18 protein-coding genes are annotated in these 17712 nt (G+C 74.7%); 4 read left to right on the top strand and 14 right to left on the bottom strand.

Annotated elements, in window-relative coordinates; all coding sequences use genetic code 11:
* Positions 1–170 precede the first annotated feature (170 nt).
* Entirely contained in the window at positions 171–992 is an 822-nt protein-coding gene (locus ACI79C_RS01930; protein WP_456943916.1) for a DUF1028 domain-containing protein, read from the top strand.
* Between the two features lie 7 nt (positions 993–999).
* Here the strand turns inward: ACI79C_RS01930 and ACI79C_RS01925 are convergent, their stop codons facing one another.
* The 3 genes from ACI79C_RS01925 to ACI79C_RS01915 all read right to left on the bottom strand — a co-directional run bounded on the left by ACI79C_RS01925 (position 1000) and on the right by ACI79C_RS01915 (position 3712).
* A complete protein-coding gene (locus ACI79C_RS01925; protein WP_456943915.1) occupies positions 1000–1416 on the bottom strand; it encodes a DUF6752 domain-containing protein in 417 nt (138 codons plus the stop codon).
* Positions 1413–3005 (bottom strand): methyltransferase domain-containing protein, encoded by a 1593-nt coding sequence (locus ACI79C_RS01920; protein WP_456943914.1) that lies wholly within the window; start codon positions 3003–3005, stop codon positions 1413–1415. Before ACI79C_RS01920 ends, ACI79C_RS01925 begins: the two co-directional genes overlap by 4 nt.
* A 353-nt stretch (positions 3006–3358) precedes the next feature.
* A complete protein-coding gene (locus ACI79C_RS01915; protein WP_456943913.1) occupies positions 3359–3712 on the bottom strand; it encodes a nitroreductase/quinone reductase family protein in 354 nt (117 codons plus the stop codon).
* Between the two features lie 358 nt (positions 3713–4070).
* Here ACI79C_RS01915 and ACI79C_RS01910 point away from each other — a divergent pair, with 358 nt between their 5' ends.
* Positions 4071–4934 (top strand): CPBP family intramembrane glutamic endopeptidase, encoded by an 864-nt coding sequence (locus ACI79C_RS01910; protein WP_456943912.1) that lies wholly within the window; start codon positions 4071–4073, stop codon positions 4932–4934.
* The gene (locus ACI79C_RS01905) at positions 4931–5467 is read left to right on the top strand and encodes a nitroreductase family deazaflavin-dependent oxidoreductase (RefSeq protein ID WP_456943911.1); all 537 of its coding nucleotides are present in this window, start codon (positions 4931–4933) and stop codon (positions 5465–5467) included. Before ACI79C_RS01910 ends, ACI79C_RS01905 begins: the two co-directional genes overlap by 4 nt.
* Positions 5468–5508: 41 nt before the next feature.
* On the opposite strand, the gene ACI79C_RS01900 is transcribed toward ACI79C_RS01905, so the two are convergent.
* The 11 genes from ACI79C_RS01900 to ACI79C_RS01850 all read right to left on the bottom strand — a co-directional run bounded on the left by ACI79C_RS01900 (position 5509) and on the right by ACI79C_RS01850 (position 16963).
* Positions 5509–6306, bottom strand: a complete 798-nt coding sequence (locus ACI79C_RS01900; RefSeq protein ID WP_456943910.1) for a hypothetical protein — start codon at positions 6304–6306, stop codon at positions 5509–5511.
* Positions 6307–6334: 28 nt separating this feature from the next.
* Positions 6335–8302 carry a nitroreductase/quinone reductase family protein gene (locus ACI79C_RS01895; protein WP_456943909.1) on the bottom strand — a complete coding sequence of 656 codons (1968 nt, stop codon included), beginning with the start codon at positions 8300–8302 and terminating at the stop codon, positions 6335–6337.
* Between the two features lie 20 nt (positions 8303–8322).
* The gene (locus ACI79C_RS01890) at positions 8323–9204 is read right to left on the bottom strand and encodes a hypothetical protein (protein ID WP_456943908.1); all 882 of its coding nucleotides are present in this window, start codon (positions 9202–9204) and stop codon (positions 8323–8325) included.
* 79 nt (positions 9205–9283) lie between these two features.
* Complete coding sequence (locus ACI79C_RS01885; RefSeq protein ID WP_456943907.1) at positions 9284–9694, bottom strand: hypothetical protein; 411 nt, start codon at positions 9692–9694, stop codon at positions 9284–9286.
* Positions 9695–10024: 330 nt separating this feature from the next.
* Positions 10025–10960, bottom strand: a complete 936-nt coding sequence (locus ACI79C_RS01880; RefSeq protein ID WP_456943906.1) for a hypothetical protein — start codon at positions 10958–10960, stop codon at positions 10025–10027.
* 55 nt (positions 10961–11015) lie between these two features.
* Positions 11016–11558, bottom strand: a complete 543-nt coding sequence (locus tag ACI79C_RS01875; protein ID WP_456943905.1) for a flavodoxin family protein — start codon at positions 11556–11558, stop codon at positions 11016–11018.
* 218 nt (positions 11559–11776) lie between these two features.
* Complete coding sequence (locus ACI79C_RS01870; RefSeq protein ID WP_456943904.1) at positions 11777–12934, bottom strand: acyl-CoA dehydrogenase family protein; 1158 nt, start codon at positions 12932–12934, stop codon at positions 11777–11779.
* Between the two features lie 75 nt (positions 12935–13009).
* The gene (gene purE, locus ACI79C_RS01865; RefSeq protein WP_456943903.1) at positions 13010–13525 is read right to left on the bottom strand and encodes a 5-(carboxyamino)imidazole ribonucleotide mutase; all 516 of its coding nucleotides are present in this window, start codon (positions 13523–13525) and stop codon (positions 13010–13012) included.
* A 9-nt stretch (positions 13526–13534) separates the two neighbouring features.
* Positions 13535–14740 carry a 5-(carboxyamino)imidazole ribonucleotide synthase gene (locus ACI79C_RS01860; RefSeq protein ID WP_456943902.1) on the bottom strand — a complete coding sequence of 402 codons (1206 nt, stop codon included), beginning with the start codon at positions 14738–14740 and terminating at the stop codon, positions 13535–13537.
* Positions 14741–14796: 56 nt separating this feature from the next.
* A complete protein-coding gene (locus ACI79C_RS01855; RefSeq protein ID WP_456943901.1) occupies positions 14797–15567 on the bottom strand; it encodes an SGNH/GDSL hydrolase family protein in 771 nt (256 codons plus the stop codon).
* Positions 15568–15628: 61 nt separating this feature from the next.
* Complete coding sequence (locus ACI79C_RS01850) at positions 15629–16963, bottom strand: acyltransferase family protein (RefSeq protein WP_456943900.1); 1335 nt, start codon at positions 16961–16963, stop codon at positions 15629–15631.
* 218 nt (positions 16964–17181) lie between these two features.
* On the opposite strand from ACI79C_RS01850, the gene ACI79C_RS01845 reads away from it, so the two are divergent.
* On the top strand, positions 17182–17643 hold the full coding sequence (locus ACI79C_RS01845; protein ID WP_456943899.1) for a GtrA family protein: 462 nt from the start codon (positions 17182–17184) through the stop codon (positions 17641–17643).
* Positions 17644–17712 lie beyond the last annotated feature (69 nt).

The raw sequence follows: 17712 nt of genomic DNA, 5'->3' as shown, positions 1-17712 counted from the left end.
CCGGCCGGGTTCACCCTCGTCGAGACCGCTCCCGGCGTCACCCCCGACGACGTCGCCAAGGCCACCGACGCCCCCCTGACCATCCCCGACACCGTCCCCGAGATGACGCTGCCCGCCACCGCCTGAGCCAGGTCCGGGTCCGATGAGCGCCACCGTCCCAGCGAGGACCCGTGACCTTCTCGATCGTCGCCCGCGACCCGGACACCGGTGAGCTGGGCATCGCCGTCTCGTCGTGCATCCTCGCGGTCGGGCGGGCGGTGCCCAGCACCCGCCCGGGCGTGGGGGTCGTGGCCGTGCAGGCGCGCAGCCGGCGCGGTCTCGGGCCGGCGCTGCTGGCCGGGTTGGAGGAGGGCGCCGACCCGGCCCAGCTGGTCCGGGCGGCCGCGCACGCCGCCGAGGACGTCGACCGGCAGATCGCCGTCCTGGACGCGTCCGGTGCCGTGGCCGCCGACACCGGGCGCGGCTCGTTCCCGGTCAGCGGCCACCTGCTGGGCTCCCAATCGAGCGTGCAGGGCAACATGCTCGCCTCGACGGAGGTGCTGCCGGCGATGGCCCAGGCCTTCGCCGCCGCCCGTGGCGACCTGGCCGACCGCCTGCTGTCGGCGCTGACCGCCGGCCAGGACGCCGGCGGGGACCTGCGCGGCCGGCAGTCCGCCGCGCTGCTCGTCGTCAGCGGGACCCGGGCCACCGACGAGGACGACGGCGTGCGGATGGACCTCCGGGTCGACGACTCCGGCGACCCGGTGGCCCAGCTGCGGATGCTGCGGAACCTGCAGCGCGCCTACGACGAGCGCGACTACGAGCACCTGGCGCTGTTCGCCCCGGAGGGCGCCCGCGACCTCTACGCCGCCCTGGCCGCCTCGCGGCGCGGGGACCGGCACGGTGCGCGAGCCGCGCTCGAGGCGATGCGGGCCCGGCCCGGCTGGTCGGCCTGGCTGGCCGCGATGGCCGGCGACGCGCGCCTGTCGGGGGTCTCCCGGCTGCTGGAGTGACCCCCGGTCAGAGGGTGTCGGGCCGCAGCCGGGTCAGCGCCGCGGGGTCGATCTCGCGGTCGTGCAGCGGCAGGACCAGCTCGGTGACGACGTCGGCCAACTCGGCGACCCTCAGGTGCAGCCGTCGCTCCTCGAGCAGTCCCTCGCGCAGGCTGCCCACCAGCTCCGCGAGCTCGTCGACCCTCCCGAGTCGCTCCTCCACTGCCTCGAGACGGTGGCGGAGGTCGGCATCCTCCCGCTGGCGGTCCTCCAGCTCCCCGACCCGCGCGCGCAGCGCCTCGTTCTCGCCCTCGAGGGCGCTCACCCGCTCCAGCAGGCCACGGACCTCGCCGCCGAACTCGAGCGCCTCGGGAGCCAGCGCCCGCCGCACCGCCCACACCGGGCCGTTGAGGTGCCGGCCGGCACCGCCACTCGATCGGTTCACGGTGTCCTCCGTCGCAGGGTCAGGCGGCTGGTCTCCACCAGGCGCTCCTCGGGGGCTCCCAGCCAGGTCGCCGGCTCCAGTGCGGGCACGGCCTCGTCCAGCACCAGGCCGTGCCGGGCGGCCTCGGCGGCGACCTGGTCCGCTGTCAGTCGTCGGTGCGGGACCACCGGCAGGTCGTCCCGGTCGAGCAGCAGGTCCAGGTGCACCGCGGTCCCCCGGCGCACCAGCATGCCGCAGAGCCGGAACAGGTTGTCCCGGGCCAGTGGTTCCAGCGCGTTCAGCAGGTGCCGGCCGAAGACCGTCCACGTCTCGGGGCGGGCCGCGAGTCGGGCCCCGAACCGGAGGACGGCGCGCAGGTCGTAGAGGTTGAGGACCTCGAAGGTGACCGGCGGCCCCTCCTCGGCCCGTGCCCGCGCCACCCGGATCGCCTCCCGGGAGTAGTCCACCGCGTGCACCGTCCGCCCGGCCGCGGCCAACCCCAGGGCGTCCGCGCCGAGACCGCAGCCCAGCTCGAGCACCGCCGAGCCGGCGGGTGCCTCGCGGTGCACCCAGCGGGCGGTGGCGCTCATCCGGGCCCGTGGGTCGAGCTCCTCCGGGCGGAGCAGGACCTCGTCCTCCCACGGCTCCCGGTCGACGTTGAAGTCGGCGAACCAGCCCCAGAACCGGTCCCCGATCTCGAGCGGGACGACGAAGGTGTACGCCGGGTCGGGCACCCTCCAGCCGCTGCCGTAGAGGCGCTCGAGGGCCAGTTCCGGCCGGGCCGGCGCCGGCTCGACCCGCCCCTCCACCTCGACGTCCGTGGTGGGCAGGAGCTCCTCGTACCGGGCCGGGACGCGGAGGGCGAAGGGCTGGTGCCAGTACCCGTCGAGCAGGAAGCCCGGGAAGACGTCGACGTAGTGGTCGGGGGCACCGTCGTGACGGACGTGGATCTGCAGGTGGCCGCCGGAGAGCCGGACGACCTCGTAGCCCGCCTCGGTCAGCAGCCGGCCGACCTCGAAGCCCTCGAGGTTGACGTCCACCGGGGCTGCGTGCCGGCTCAGGTAGCCCAGGTCGGCGTCGTCGTCGTGGGGCAGCAGCCGGCCGTCCTCACGCACGGGACCGAGCAGCGTCCCCCCGGTCACGTAGACGGTGGGGCCGAGGTGACGTTCCAGCACCGCCCGGACGCCGTCCATGGTGTCGAGCATCCGGTCGACCATGCCCGGCGGGGCGTCTCCCAGGGCGTGCCCCAGCCGTCCCCACTTGTTGACCACGAGCGGGGCGCCGTAGCGGTCGACGAGTGTCGGTGACGGGGTGCCGCCGTCGAGGCTCACCTGGACCTCCGGGCCGTCGTCTTCGCCCGAGGCGCGGACCCGCACGCGGAACCTGCCGGCCAGCCGTGCCCTCAGGCTCACCGGCCACGGCTGGTACGTCAGCTGATCGGCGGGCACCCCCGGGGGGAGCAGCGGCGGCGGGACCGGGGCCTCGACGGTCCGGAACGACCACACCCTGCGCCCGTCGATGTCGACGTCCACGCCGACGCCCGCCACGGCTCCGGACAGTTCCAGGGTCAGGCCCTCGGCCGAGGGCCAGAGTCGGCGGATGACGGACATGATCCCCCGGAGGTCGCCCGGCCCCGTGGCCGGAGGCGTCGCTGAGGTGACGAGGCTACCGATGCCGGTCCCGGACCCGTGTGGCGTGTCAGCGGAGCAGCGAGCCGCCGATCACCGTGCGCCGGATCCGGGTGGTGCGGTCGTGGATCGGGGTGCTCCAGCACCTCAGCTCCCTGCTCCCCCGCTGACCTGCGGGTCCTTGCCGCACCGTCACGCAGGTGTCACACCGAGGGGCGCCGCGACGTGCCTCCGGGCGCCCCACCTCGAAGGCGCCTGCACAGCCGGGGCTGTGACGGAGCCGTCAGGTCATGGTCGACGACACCACGAGGACCTGGGCGGGATGCGCTGCCCGATCAGTCCGAGCTCTCCGCCGGCTCGAGGACGAAGACAGCTCGCCGCCCGCCCCGCTCTTCGAAGGTGCGGTAGGCCGGCCAGAGCCGCACCAGCCGTGGCCAGCAACGCTCGAGCTCCGCGCCGTCCGCGGCATGCGCCGTCACGTCGATCAGCTGGCGGCCGACCTGGATGCGGGCTCGCGGGTCGGCCTGCAGGTTCAGCACCCACGGATTGGGTCGCTCGAACCCCGGGTCGACGTTGCAGACGACGAACCGCTCGCCGTCGCGGACGTAGAGCAGAGGCACCGTCCGCGGCAAGCCGGTCCGCCGGCCAGTGGTGGCACCGACCCGCCTGGACAGCCGGAGTGGACTCACCGACGCCGACCGGCGCCGAGACGACCCGTGGGCTCGGCCCGGGACCAGTCGAAGCCACGCCAGGCGAGGACCGCGGCCGCGACGGCCCAGGCGGTCAGCACGGCAACTCCTGCCCAGTCGACGCCCCCCCGCCTGGGTCCAGCACCGCGCGAGCACGGTCCGGCGCTCGGCCTCGGTCAGGACCTCCGCACCGTCCGAGGGTCGGTGGGCTTGTCTGCCGCATCCAGGGGTCTCCTTCGGCGCCACATCGATCAGCTCCGAGCGGTCGCCGCGGCGGCGGACTGCCGGGACCATCGGCCGGTTGGCCGAGGACCTTTCCCGCTCCAGCCCGGTCCCGGACGCCGGAACCCTGAGCGTCATGACTGGTTCCCCGCCGACCCGGACGCGGCCCGACACCTTCTCGCCGACGGCGCGGTGGGTGGCCCGCCACCAGCTGCTCACCTTCTTCCTCCTGGCCTTCGGCGGCGCGTGGCTGATCTGGCTGCCGGGCCTGGTCGGTGTCGGCGGCGCCGGTGGCTTCGTGCTGCTGGCCCTCGGTGCGCTGGCCCCGTTCGCCGCCGCCGTGCTGGTCATCCGGTCCACCGGCGGGGACCTGCGCGGCTGGCTGGCCGGGCTCCTCGTCTGGCGGGTGCCCGCTCGGTTCTGGGTCTTCGCCCTCGGCGTGCCGGTGGCCTTGCTGGTGGTCGTCAACGCGGTGCTGGCGCTCACCGGCAGCTCGATCGACCTCGGGCTGCTGGCGCAGCGGATCCCTGCCTACCTCACCACGTTCGCCGTCGTGGCCACCGTGGGGGGCGGCCTGGAGGAACCCGGCTGGCGCGGCTTCGCCCTGCCCCGGCTGCAGCAACGCTTCTCCCCGCTGGCCGCGACCGCCATCCTCGGCCTGGCCTGGGGCATCTGGCACGTGCCGCTCTACGGGCCACTGGGCTTCGTGCTCCCGGCCTTCCTCGCCGTCTACTACACCTGGCTGTACAACCGGACCGGCAGCGTGCTGCTCTGCCTGCTGCTGCACGGCAGCTTCACCCCGGCCATCGACAACCTGGTGCTGACTGCCGACTCGCTCACAGTGGACCTGGTCATCCTGGGCACCGTCGTGGCCGGCGCTGCTGTGCTGGTGGCCGTCACGCGGGGCCGCCTCGGCCTGCCCCGCCCCGAGCCGCTCGAGCCGCGGTCGCGTCGGGAGCACGCCGCACCGGTCCGCACCACCGGTGGAGGTGCAGCGTGACAACGGCGAACGCGTCGGACTCCGCCGGTCATGGCCGACCGCTGCTGGGGCTGCGGCGCCAGCCCGGGCGGCTGGCGCGGGCGGTGTTCCGGCTGCCGCTGAAGGCCTACCAGCACAACGCCGGGCCGGCGGTGGGCCGCACCTTCGTGGCCTTCACCCACCTCGGCCGCAGGACCGGGCAGCCGCACCAGACGGTCGCGATGGTGTTGCGCTACGACCAGGCCACCGGCGAGGCCGTCATCTGCGCCGCCTGGGGGCCGCAGACCGACTGGTACCGCAACCTGCAGACACACCCCGCGGTGCGGGTGCAGCTGGGTGGGCAGACGTTCACCCCGCAGCAGCGGTTCCTCCCCGAGGAGGAGGCGTTCGACGTCGCCGTGCAGTTCCGCCGCGAACACCCGCACCGGCTGTGGTTCTTCAGCAGAGTCCTGGGCTGGGGACACCTGCGGGAGGACGCGGCGGTGCGCGCGTTCGTCCGCAGCCACCCGTTCGTCGCGTTCCGGCCGGCGGAGCCGGGGGCGATCGCAGAGTAGGTCGGATCCGGACCGGTGATCGGATCCGGACCGGTGATCGGTCAGCCGACCGCAGCCAGGTCCTCGGCGGTCGTCGCCTCCGCCCGCCGCTTGACCCCGCGCAGCATCTGCCGGGCCATGACGAAGTCGGCCGGGACGATCACGGTCAGGTAGAACACCTCCACCCACCATGGCTGCAGGCGGAGTCTGCTGCGGAGGAGGAACCGGGTCCGGTGTCCGGGCAGCCGGTCGAGCACGAACGCCCAGCTCCAGTCGATGGAGGCGCCGTGCTCCTCGGCCCACTCGGGAGGCAGGTGCTCGCGGGAGTGCAGCACCAGATGCCGGGTCGGCTCGAGCAACCGGACGTCGAACGCGGTGTGCTTCTCCGGGGCGCCGTCGAGCACCCGGTCGCCGACCTGCAGGTCCTGCCACTCGGGCACCAGGTCGTCGGCGCTCGGCCCGTTGTCGGGGAACAACAGCAGGTCCACCCAGCGGGCGGTGTACCACTGCCCGCGCCCCCAGCCCATCTGCACCAGCCATGGCCACACGTGCTCCGGGGGCGCGTCGATGGTGATCGCGTGCGTGGTCGTCGCTTGCGGCGCTGCGCACAGGTCGTCCCCGGGGAGGTGTCGCCGCCGTTCCTCCCGGGTCGCGCCGTAGGTCCGGCCGAGCCACTGCAGCCCGGCGTAGCCGGTGACCGCGGCCCCGAGGGCTGCCGCGGTCACGGTGGCCGGTCTCATCGGCTCTCCGCCCCCCTCCATGAACAGCACCCCGTCCAACGCGGTCGCCGCCCCGCTGTCGAGGTCGTCGGTCCGCCGCCCTCCGGTCAGCGCCAGCCCGACCTGCGGGCCTCGGTGCACACCGACTCGACGACCACCAGAGCGTGGATCAGACGCTCACCTCCTCGTCCCCGGCCTGCACACCGGGGCCGCCGCCGAAGAGCCGCGGCATGCCCATCCACCGGCCGTGGGCTCGATCCCGACCGCCGTGGTCGTCGCGGTCCGGGACCACGCGGAAGACCGGGAACCGGTCCGCCACGGTGGCGATCTCGTCGATGGCGAGGTCCGGGCCCACGCCGAAGAAGGCGCGCGCCTCCCGGGCGACGGCGGCCGAATCGGGGCGCCGGCCGGCCCGCAGCACGTAGGAGCGGATCACCGGGGCGCGGCCGTGGGTGGGCACCTCGACCAGGGTCACGGCCCGGCGGCGACCACGGCGGGCCAGCACGACGCGCCCCCCGGCGGCGCGGGCGTTGCGCACCCACTCGGACTCGCCGGTGAGCGAGACCAGGTAGCCCTGACCCTGGTGCCGGGCCTGCACGAGGTTGGTCCGCCGGATCGCTCCGCTGCGGCGTCCCGGCACCTCGAGGGTGACCACGTAGCCGGGGCTCAAGCCCAGGGCGGTCAAGGCATGTCCGAGCCACTGCAGCCGGACGTACAGCCGGGGCGGCGGCCGGTAGCGGCCCGCGCCGGGGTCGCCGAGGGGGACGAGGAGGCGGTCGGCCGTCCGCCGGGGACGGCGGCGTTCGTTCTCGGCGAAGGCGTGCAGCGTCTCCGCCGTCCGGACCGCCAGCGGATACCCGTGCCCCGGCGCCAGCACCCGGGGTGCCAGCGCGGCCAGCGCCGCGACCGACCGCCGCGCCGCCTCCCGGTCCCAGGTGGTGTACCAGGGCGGCCCCGCGAGCCGCTGCCGGCCGTCGAGCCACCCCGACGCCGAGTTCAGGTCCACGGTCAGGAGCGCGTCCCCGGAGATGAGCACGCCGTCGGCGCGGCGCAGGTAGGCGACGGAGCCGGGCGTGTGCCCGGGCGTGGCGATCCACTCCCAGTCGGGCAGCCCCGGCACCACTCCGGCTGGTTCGAGTGACCGGGTGACGTCGGTGATGTCCCCCGCGGTCTCGATGCGGGAGCGGATCCTGGCCGGCAGCAGGCGCATGCCCGGCATGACGACCCGGTGGTCGAGTGGCATGTCGAACTCGGGGAGGTACCTGCCGGCTGCCATCGGCAGCTCATCCGGGTGGACGTACACCGGCACCCGCCAGGATCGGGCGAGGTCGCCGGCGGCCCCGGAGTGGTCGGGATGGATGTGGGTGAGCAGGATCGCCGTCGGGCGCGCAGCAGGGCCGAACAGCGACTCGGCCGCCCGCCGGATCTCGCCCGCGTCGCCGGCCCACCCGGCGTCGATAAGGACCCACGACCCGGCGGAGCGGACCAGGTACACGTTCGAGGCCGGCGCTCCGCGGCCCAGCGTGACGACGTGCACGTCGGGAGCGACCGGGCCGAGGTGGCGTTGGCCGACCGGGGGCGGCCAGCGGTCGGGGAACTGTTCCAGGTGGGCCTTGAGACTCGCCCAGACCCGCCGCTCCAGCCGGGCGCCGCCGACGCGCAGCAGCGGGGTCAGGACCCGCCAGGGTCCACGGGGACGGATGTGCCAGGACCAGCGGGCCAGCGTCCCGCCGTCGACCGGGTGGAACGCTTCGGCGCCGTCGATGTCCATGCCCGCCATCCGGATCCGGAAGGTCAGTCGGTGCGGCCGGTCGTAGCCGGTCACCTCTGTCCAGGTCTCACCGTGGCGACCCCGGCTCTCGGCGACCTGCCGGAACCGGGCGCCGACGCCGATCGGGCCGGGCGTGGTCTGCTCGACGGACACGATGCGCCGGTTGTAGCGGGGTTCGTTGCGCGGGTCGGCGAGCACGTCGAAGACCTCGCCGGGCGGGCGGCCGATGGTCACCTCGCCGCCGATGCTGATCATCGAGTCTCCGTTGCGGCCGCTGCGGGCTCGGCGGTCAGTCCGTCGGCGGTCGACGCAGCCGCGGCGCACCTCCGGGTGGGCGCGGGTCTCGTGCCGTTCGTCGGCCCGCATCGCCTCTCCTCCGTGCGCCGTCAGGGCGCGGTCGCGGCCCACTGCTCCACGGTGGAGGTGGGGTCGGGCCGTCGCGGGCGGTCGAGGACGGCACGCAGGAGCCAGCGGAGGGTGAACTCCGGCGCGCTCATCGACGGGGCAGGTAGCGGCAGTGGCGCTCGGATGGTGAACGGCAGCCGCAGCACTGCGCCGGGTTCCAGGTCGACGGGCCCGGCCAGCGCGACGGTGGCGACCACGGTCGTCCGGGTGCGGTCCTCCTCCAGCGGCATCTCCGGCAAGCGAGCCGGCACCTGCTCGGCGAGGACCAGCTCGACACGCACGCCCCGGGCGTGAGCGGCCCGGCGCGGGGTCACGGTCACCGTGCCCGAGACGGGGACGCCGCCGGACAAGCGCCGGCTGGACACCTCCTCGAGGCCGAGAGCCGCGACGCCGGCCTCGTCGACGACCGCCGCGGTGCCGGTCACCCAGCTCCGGTCCGCGGCGCGAGACGTGACCACCACGGCGGTGCTCGCCTCCACGTCGCGGCCGTGGTGCACCTGGAGCCGAGCGCGGACCCCGTACTCCTGCTGCACGAGGTACCCGTCGACGGTCGCCTCCCCCGCCGGCACGGCCAGCGTCACCGAGCGCACCAGGTGCTGCCCGGCGACCAGCGGCCCGACCGGGTCGAGGTCGGCGCGACCGAGGACGGCGGAGCGGCGGGAGCTCACCGTGGCGCCGGCGCCCATCCAGCCGCGCTCGGAGTGGGCGACCGCCCCGGAGCGCACCAGCTCCACCTGTCCACCGGTGACCTCGGTCGGGCGGTCGGCGACGAACCGGACGGTGACCTCCAGCGGCTGCCCGGCCTCCACCGTCGCCGCGGCCGTGGAGACCGTGAGCTCGGGCGCCTGCAGCGACGCCGTCACTGCGCCAGCCCTCGCGCCCGCAGCAACCGACAACGGCGGTGCGCTCTCGCCGGGCGTGACGGCGTCCCAGCGCGACGCGTCATCGGCCGGCTTCGGCCATCCACGGCTGCGCCGGCGGGTGAGTGGGCTCGTCGTCCGGCCCGGCGACCAGGTAGAGGACCATGCCGACGACGCCGAGGCTGACCAGACCGGTGATCAGCAGGACGAGGAACCAGGTCTTGTCCTCCAGCCGGGCAGTGACCAGCAGCGCCGCCACCCAGGCCACGAACAGGCCCACCCCGGCCACCAGCAGCACCAGGACGCCGACGATCGCCAGCGCGATCAGCACCCAGCCCGCCGCGCCCGCGTCCACCCCGACCACGTCGGGGCCGCGGGTGACGAGCACGTCGTTGGCGATGGCCAGTCCGCCGCCCAGCGCCATCAGCGCCAGCCCCGCCACGACGGCGAGCAGGCTGCCGACGAACAGTCGGGTGATCTGCCGCTTGCTCATCCGAGACACCTCCAAGAGCTCCGCTCCAGGCTCCTGGGCCTGGCTACGGTCAGGCAGGGGCGCGGGTCCCACGCCGACCGGGGCGTGTCCCGGCAGCGCGGGACCTCCGGCCCTGCACGTTGCCGAGCGTCGAGGGGTCAGGTGTCGCCCGGCGTCCCACTCCGGTTCCCCGTGCCTGTGCCGCGCCGTGGTGGCCGGTCATCGCCTCGCGTGACCAGCCGATGGCACCAGCAGGGCAGGTGGATGGCCGGCAGGTTCGCGGCCAACCACCGCGGCAGGGGGATGTCGGTCACCGAGCCACTGGTCGCGCCGACGCGCTCGGCCAGCCGGTCAACGGACAGCGCACCCCGTCTGCGGCGGCGACCAGGCACTCCCCGGCGACGACCGCGGCCGCGCGCCGGTCGCTGCGGCCACGGATGACCGGACCACAGCAGGTAGCTGACGCAGAACTCGATCGACGCCCAGGCCGCGGTGTGCTCCGCCCTGATGACCGTCGGCCGGCGCGGGGTGCCGCGACGGCGGCACGCGGCGCCGGTGCTCGGCCTCAGCGCGCTCCCGGATCCCGCGCAGCATCCGGCGCATCATCGGCCAGTCGCCCAGCTCCAGGAGCACGATGCCCGCCGGGTGTCGCCAGTCGTAGGCGAACCGCAGTCGCGCAACCAGCCGTGTCCGGCCGCCGGGCAGGGGCAGCAGGCGCCAGGCCCAGGTGCTGCTCGGCGTCCGCCACAGCATCCACTCGGGCGTCTGGAACGAGTCGATGACGAACGAGGTCCCCGCGGTCGGCCGCGGCGCCATCGGCAACCAGGAACCGACCGCGAGGTCCTGGAGCTCCGGCACGATCCGACGGGCGCTGGGGCGGCCGAGGTTGTCGAGCAGGTCGTCGGCGTACCAGCCGGCGCGCAGGCAACCGACCTGCACCAGCCAGGGCCACACCTCTCCCGGTCTCGCTGCGATCGTGATGGCCCGGGTGGCCCGCAGCTGCGCCCGCGGGAACACCTCGTCGCCGGGCATCGGCGCGGCGACCTCGGCTCGGGTCGCGCCCCAGCGGCGGTGCCAGGGCCTCACCAGCGGGGCGAGCGCGAAGCGCGGCAGGTCGGCGGCCACGTCACGGACCTGCCGGGCCAGGTCCGCCGCGGTCGGCCGCACCGGCACCCACCCCGGCGGCCGCGCATCGGGCCGGATGCCCGCGGCGCTCCTCCCACCGGGTGCGCCGGCGGTGCCGGCCCGGTGGTCTCGTCGAGCGATCCGGTCGGGCACGGCGGTCATCTCCTGTTCCGTCGGCCTGGTCCCCGCGGCGCCCGGCGCCACGGACGTCGGGCGCTCAGCGGCTCCCCGATCGGGCGGCGACCATCTGGGCGAGGGTGGCGCCCCAGGCGCGGGCGCGCTCCTCCTCGCCCGGAATCAGCGGACCCTTCGTGTCGACGACGGAGAAGTGCTCGGCGGGGGCGACGATGTGCGCGCCGAGCCTGCCGAGCAGCTTCTCCTCGGTCCGCGACGCGTGGTCCATCCTGGTCAGCACCGGGTGGCCGCTGCCGCGGGTGTCGAACGCGGCCGCGGCGATCCCGGTGGGTGCCGAGACGGCCTCCAACCACTCGTGCAGGCCGGTACCGGTGTCGGCGATGTCGGCGCCGTACTGCTCCACCGCACTCTCGCGGGTGGACGGGCGAGGCATCCCGAACGCGTGGTTGGGCCCGCCCACGACCAGCAGCCCGAGGTCGGGGCCGAGCTCGGCCGGGGCCTGCGCCGCGGCAACGGCGTCCGCCGGGAGGGAGGCCGACAGCCCGTCGGCGATCGCCTGCGCGATCGTGCGGGCGTCGCCGAACACGGACTCGTAGACCACCAGAGCGCGGGTCAATGCGCTCACGACCTCATCGCTCGGTTGCTCACCGGCACGACGCTAGGCGGCCCCGGCACCGGCGACCCACCGGCGAAGGACCCGGTCGGCGGGGCCCAAGGGTCCGTTGCGGGCCGCATCACTGTCGCGTCCTGCAGGTCACCGACCGACACGCGGACTGTGACGGTGACCGTCGTCGTCGCTGGGATCCACCATGGACCTGATCTGCGACGACGCCGGGCGACGCCCTACCGCAGCAGCGAGCGGGCGATCACCATGCGCTGGATCTGGTTGGTGCCCTCGTAGATCTGGGTGATCTTGGCGTCGCGCATCATCCGCTCGACCGGGAAGTCCTGCGTGTAACCGGCCCCGCCGAACAGCTGGACGGCGTCGGTCGTCACCTTCATCGCGACGTCGGAGGCGAACGCCTTGGCCGAGGCGCACAGCCGGCCGAGGTCGGGGCCGCCGGTCTCCCCGCGGGCGGCCGCGACGTAGACCAGGTGCCGGGCGGCCTCGATCTGCATGGCCATGTCGGCGAGCATGAACTGCACGCCCTGGAACTCGGCGATGGTCTTGCCGAACTGCTTGCGCTCCCGGGTGTACTGCACGGCGGCGTCGAGCGCGCCTTGCGCGATGCCGACGGCCTGGGCGCCGATGGTCGGGCGGGTGAAGTCCAGCGTCCGGAGCGCGGTCTTGAAGCCGGTTCCGGGCTCGCCGATGATCCGGTCGGCCGGGATGGTGCAGTCGGTGAAGTACAGCTCGCACGTCGGCGAGCCCTTGATGCCCATCTTCCGTTCCTTGGGGCCGACGGCGAAGCCCGGGTCGTCCGCGTGGACGACGAACGCGGAGATCCCGTTGGCGCCCTCGTCCGGGTCGGTGACGGCCATGACCGTGTACCAGGAGGAGATCCCGGAGTTGGTGATCCACGCCTTGGTGCCGTTGAGCACCCAGCTGTCGCCCTCGAGCCGGGCACGGGTCCGCATCGCCGCGGCGTCCGAACCGGCCTCCCGCTCGGAGAGCCCGTAGCTGATCATCGCCTCGCCGGAGGCGATGCTCGGCAGCACCGCCTGCTTCAGCTCTTCGGACGCCGACAGGATGATCGGCATCGAGCCCAGCTTGTTCACCGCCGGGATCAGCGAAGCGGACGCGTCGACGCGGGCGACCTCCTCGATCACGATGCAGGTCGCGATCGGGTCGGCGCCCTCCCCGCCGTACTCCTCGGGGATGTGGGTGGCGTGGAACCCGGCCGCGGTCAGCGCCTTCTGCGCCTCCACCGGATAGCGGGACTGCGCGTCCACCTCGGCGGCGAACGGGGCGATCTCCCGCTCGGCGATCTCACGGACCGCGGCCCGGATCGCGTCGTGCTCCTCGGTCAGCGCGTACAGCCCGCCGGCGTTGTTACCCACGGGTAGATGGTAGTAGAAGGACCCCCCTGCCCTCACCACTCGCAGGCTCGCGGCGGGACCCTGCAGGAGGGCCGCTCAGGTGGAGCGGAACCGCTCCTGCAACGCCGCGTCGCGCGCGACCACCGCGTCGGCGAGGTCGGCCTGGAATCCGGAGACGGCGGCCTGCAGCTCGGGGTCGGCCGCGGCCAGGATCCGGACGGCGAGCAGCCCGGCGTTGCGCCCGCCGCCGATGCTCACCGTCGCCACCGGTACGCCGGCCGGCATCTGCACGATCGACAGCAGGCTGTCCAGCCCGTCGAGCAGGTCCAGCGGACGGGGGACGCCGATCACCGGCAGCGGCGTGGCCGCGGCGACCATCCCCGGCAGGTGGGCTGCTCCCCCGGCACCGGCGATGACCACGCGCAGCCCGCGGCCTGCGGCGGACTCGGCGTACTCCAGCATCCGCCGCGGCGTGCGGTGTGCGGAGACCACGTGCACCTCGTACGGGACACCGAACTCGGCCAGCGCCGTGGCGGCGGGCTCCAGCATCGGCCAGTCCGAGTCGCTGCCCATGACGATGCCGACGAGCGGGGTGCCGGGTTCGGTCTCCACGCGGGCTCCTCAGTGCTCGGTCTCGAACGCGAACGCCGGGTCGATCTCGCCGTCGGCCAGGTAGCGGGCGGCGGCGACGGCGCGGGCGCGCACCTCGGCCAGGTCCGACCCCAGGGCGGTGACGTGGCCGAGCTTGCGGCCGGGGCGCTGGCCCTTGCCGTACCAGTGCAGCTTCACGTCGGGCCAGTGCGCCATCAGGTGGTGCACCCGCTCGTCCAGGCCCGGGCCGGACCAGCCCTCCGCGGCGGCCGCGCCGCCCAGCAGGTTGGCCATGACCACCACCGGCGCGGTCATCGCCGTGGCACCCAGCGGGTAGTCGAGGACCGCGCGCAGGTGCTGCTCGAACTGGCTGGTGCGCGAGCCCTCGATCGTCCAGTGGCCGGAGTTGTGCGGCCGCATCGCGAGCTCGTTGACCAGGACGGCGTCCGCGGTCTGGAACAGCTCCACGGCCAGCACGCCGACGACGCCGACCCGGTCGGCGACGCGCACGGCCAGCTCCTGGACGGCGGTGGCGGTGTCGTCGTCCAGGCCCGGGGCGGGGGCGAGCACCTCGTGGCAGACGCCGTCCCGCTGCACGGTCTCGACGACCGGCCAGACGGCGACCTGTCCGAACGGCGACCGCGCCACGACGGCCGCCAGCTCCCGCACCAGCGGCACCCGCTCCTCGGCCAGGAGGGTGGCGTGCCGCTCGACCAGCTCGGCGGCCGCGGCGGCGTCGTCCACGACGAACACACCCTTGCCGTCGTAGCCCCCGCGCGGCGTCTTGAGCACCACCGGCCAGCCGTGCCGCCCGGCGAAGGCCGCGACCTCGTCGACGGAGGTGACCTCGGCCCAGGCCGGCTGCGGCTCCCCCGCCTCGGCCAGCGCCCGCCGCAGGACCAGCTTGTCCTGGGCGTGGACCAGCGCCTCGGGGCCGGGCGCGACGCGGTGCCCGGCGGCCTGCAGGGCGTGCAGGTGCTCGGTCGGCACGTGCTCGTGGTCGAACGTGACGACCGTGGCCCCGTCGGCGACGGCCAGCAGGGCGTCGAGGTCGCGGTGGTCGCCCAGGCGGACGTCGGCGGCGACGAGGGCCGCGGACTCGTCGGGGCCGGTCGAGAGGACCCGCAGCGACTGGCCGAGGGCGATCGCCGCCTGGTGGGTCATCCGGGCCAGCTGCCCCCCGCCGACCATCGCCACGACGGGCAGCCCGGTGCGTGCGTCGACAGGAGTGGCCACGGGGGCCCAGCCTAGAGGGCCGACGCCGGCTCCCGGACCGGGCGCCCGCCCCCTCGTCAGCCCAGCTCGGCGAGCTGCTCGCCCAGGCGGGTGCCGACGGACGCCGCCACCTCGGGCGGCAGGTGGGTGCCGTCGGTCGTCGTGCCCGGCGCGAACCGGCCGTCGTCGTCGATCTCGCCCCAGGGGTCGACGAGCACCCAGCCCCGCTCGGTGGCCAGCGCCGCCAGCGCCGCGTTGTACGCCTGCCGCCCCGGCGTGTCCACGTCGTTGGGCGCGATCGCGGAGACGACGACCGTGTCGACCCCGGCCGCGGTGGCGGCGGCCGCCAGGCGCGTCAGGTTGTCGGCGGACTCGTCCCAGGGGCGGTCCTGGAGGACGTCGTTGGTGCCGGCCATGACCACCACGACGTCGGCGTCCGCGGGCACCTGCGCCCGCAGCATGTCCCCGGTGGTCGCGCCGGGCACCGCCCAGCCGCCCACGAAGGTCAGCCCGGAGGACTCCGCCGCGGCGGGGACCCACGAGGCCTCCCCCTCCACGTCGCGGTCGGAGATGACGGCACCGCCGGCGGTGATGGAGTCACCGATCACCGCGAAGGTGCTCGGCGCCGGAACCTCGGGCCCGGGGGCGGCCATCCCGGTCCCCGCGACGGACGGCGTCGTCGCGGACGGACCGGCCGGGACATGTGGGACCGTCTGCGGAGCGGAGAGCACCTGGTCCTCCCCGTCCCCCCACAGCGCGCACCCGCCGAGCAGCGGCACCAGCACGAGCGCCAGGACGGCCAGGGTCGTCCGCGCGAGTCCCCGTCGGGGAGCGGAGCGATCGAACACGCGACGAGTCTGGGGCATGGACCTGGACGTGCGGAGCCCGCTCACTCCGGCGGGTCAGGTCTCAGGCGCTCAGCGAGTCCCGGCGCGGGGCGGGCACGGGCCGAGCGGTGCTCCCCGAGGACGACTGGAGGACGGCCACGCCGGCCACGACCCGCGGCTCGGGAGCCGGGGCGCCGGCCTCCTGGGGCCGTCGCGCGGCGACCGCGCGGGGCCGGCCGGGCGTGAACCGCCGCAGCCACCGGCGGGCCGGCTCCTCGACGTACCGGTAGCAGACGTGCGCCAGCACGAGGGTCGACAGCAGGACCGGGACGAGCAGCAGGGCCCACAGCGAGGTGCCCACCGCGATCTTCGGCCACCACCCGATGAGCGTCCAGAAGACCTCGAACACCGGGATGTGCACCAGGTAGAGGGCGAAGGAGATGCGCCCGCCGTGCACCACCCACTCCTTGGAGAGGAAGGCGCTGACCCCCGAGGTGGACAGGGCGAGCGCACCGACCAGCAGCGGGAAGAACACCACGACGATCCCGCCGAACGCCGAGTGGTCGTTGTCGATCCCGCGCCAGTCGCCCCACCACAGGCCGACCGCGATCGCGCCCACCGCGGCTCCGGCCCACGTGGCGGCCGCGCGCTGCACCCGCGGCGTCTGGCGGATCCGCCGGACGACCAGGCAGGTCAGCGCGCCGGCCAGGAACGCCGCGCCGATGCGCAGCAGCCAGGACCACGGGAGCACCGGCCCGCCGTGCACGTAGGTCATGTAGCTGAGCGGGACCATCGCCAGCACCGCGGTCGCGCCGAGCAGGACCAGCGGGGCGTTGCGGATGCGCCAGAGCAGGACGGCGACGAGCGGGAAGGCCACGTAGGCCAGCCACTCGGCGCTGATCGACCAGGCCGAGCCCATCCACGACTCGCCGCTGGACTCGGGGTGCCACCACAGCTGCACCATCGACAGCTGCAGCAGGTACTGCGGCAGGTCGAGGACCGGCTGGCTGGTCTGGTAGGCGAGGTACCCGTCGGAGACCTGCGTGGCCTTGTAGAGCAGCCAGCCGCCGTAGAGCGTGGTCACGAGCGCGTACACGGGCCAGATCCGGCACACCCGCGCCCACAGGAAGGCGGCCACCCGCCGCGGCGAGGGCTTGCGGCCGACCCGCTCGAGGTAGGTCAGGGCGATCACGAAGCCGCTGAGCACGAAGAAGAGGTCGACGCCGGTCGCCCCCGCCCGGAGCACCGGGCGCAGCGGTTCCCAGTAGCCGGAGTAGTCCAGCCCGGGCGTGAAGTGGAAGTGGTAGACGACGACCCAGACCGCCGCGACGGCCCGCAGGCCCGTCAGCGGGCGGATCTCGGGGGACGGGGCGGCACCGACCTTCGCGCCGACGACTCTCGGTGGACGTGCAGACACCACAACTCCTCTGTGCAGGCTGACGGCAGTGACCCTGCGCTCATGGCCCGTCACAGAAATTAGTCGGCCGGTCGGGCATGTTGAGTCGACGACACGACAGACTCGGGCCCGCCCGTCGGCAACTCCTGACGAAGCCGGCCGTCCACGGCGCCGCTGGAGGGGCAGGACCGCTTCTCCACCGCCCCGCGCGATCCCCCGGCCGCGGTTAGCATCGCCGGGTGACCAGCCAGTCCGTCCGCCCGCGACGGGCCGGGTCAGCCGTGTGGTCACTCCTCCGCCAGGTCGGCGCCTTCGGTGTGGTCGGCGCGGTCTGCTTCGTCATCGACGTCGTCCTCTTCCAGGTGCTGTACGCGCACCTGGGGTTCGGCGCCGTCAGCTCGAAGGCCGTCTCCACCGTGGTCTCCATGGCGGCGGCCTTCGTCGGGCACCGCTACTGGTCGTTCGCCGACAGCGAGCGCACCGGCCTGCGGCGGGAGGGTGTCCTGTTCACCGTGGTGAACGGCCTGACGCTGCTGCTGGGCCTGGGGATCATCGCCTTCGCCCGATACGCGCTGGGGCTGACCGATGCCTGGTCGCTGCAGGCGGCGAACCTGACCTCCATCGCCGTCGGGACCGTCGTGCGCTTCGTGTCCTACCGCTTCTGGGTCTTCCCGACCCCCACCCCCGACGCGGAGCGGTGACTCCCCCACCCCGCCGGACCTGACCGACCCGGGGCGGCCGGCCCGCCGCCGCGCGGGCGCGGCCGCCCG

Source organism: Geodermatophilus sp. SYSU D00697 (assembly GCF_054050175.1).
The sequence above is the reverse complement of the archived record's forward strand: the minus strand, read 5'-3'. Positions and strand labels throughout refer to the sequence as shown.

Coding starts and splice junctions, on each gene's coding strand:
- ACI79C_RS01910 (WP_456943912.1), top strand. CDS start 4,071: ATGACTGGTTCCCCGCCGACCCGGACGCGGCCCGACACCTTCTCGCCG.
- ACI79C_RS01880 (WP_456943906.1), bottom strand. CDS start 10,960: ATGACCGCCGTGCCCGACCGGATCGCTCGACGAGACCACCGGGCCGGC.
- ACI79C_RS01895 (WP_456943909.1), bottom strand. CDS start 8,302: ATGCGGGCCGACGAACGGCACGAGACCCGCGCCCACCCGGAGGTGCGC.
- ACI79C_RS01885 (WP_456943907.1), bottom strand. CDS start 9,694: ATGAGCAAGCGGCAGATCACCCGACTGTTCGTCGGCAGCCTGCTCGCC.
- ACI79C_RS01920 (WP_456943914.1), bottom strand. CDS start 3,005: ATGTCCGTCATCCGCCGACTCTGGCCCTCGGCCGAGGGCCTGACCCTG.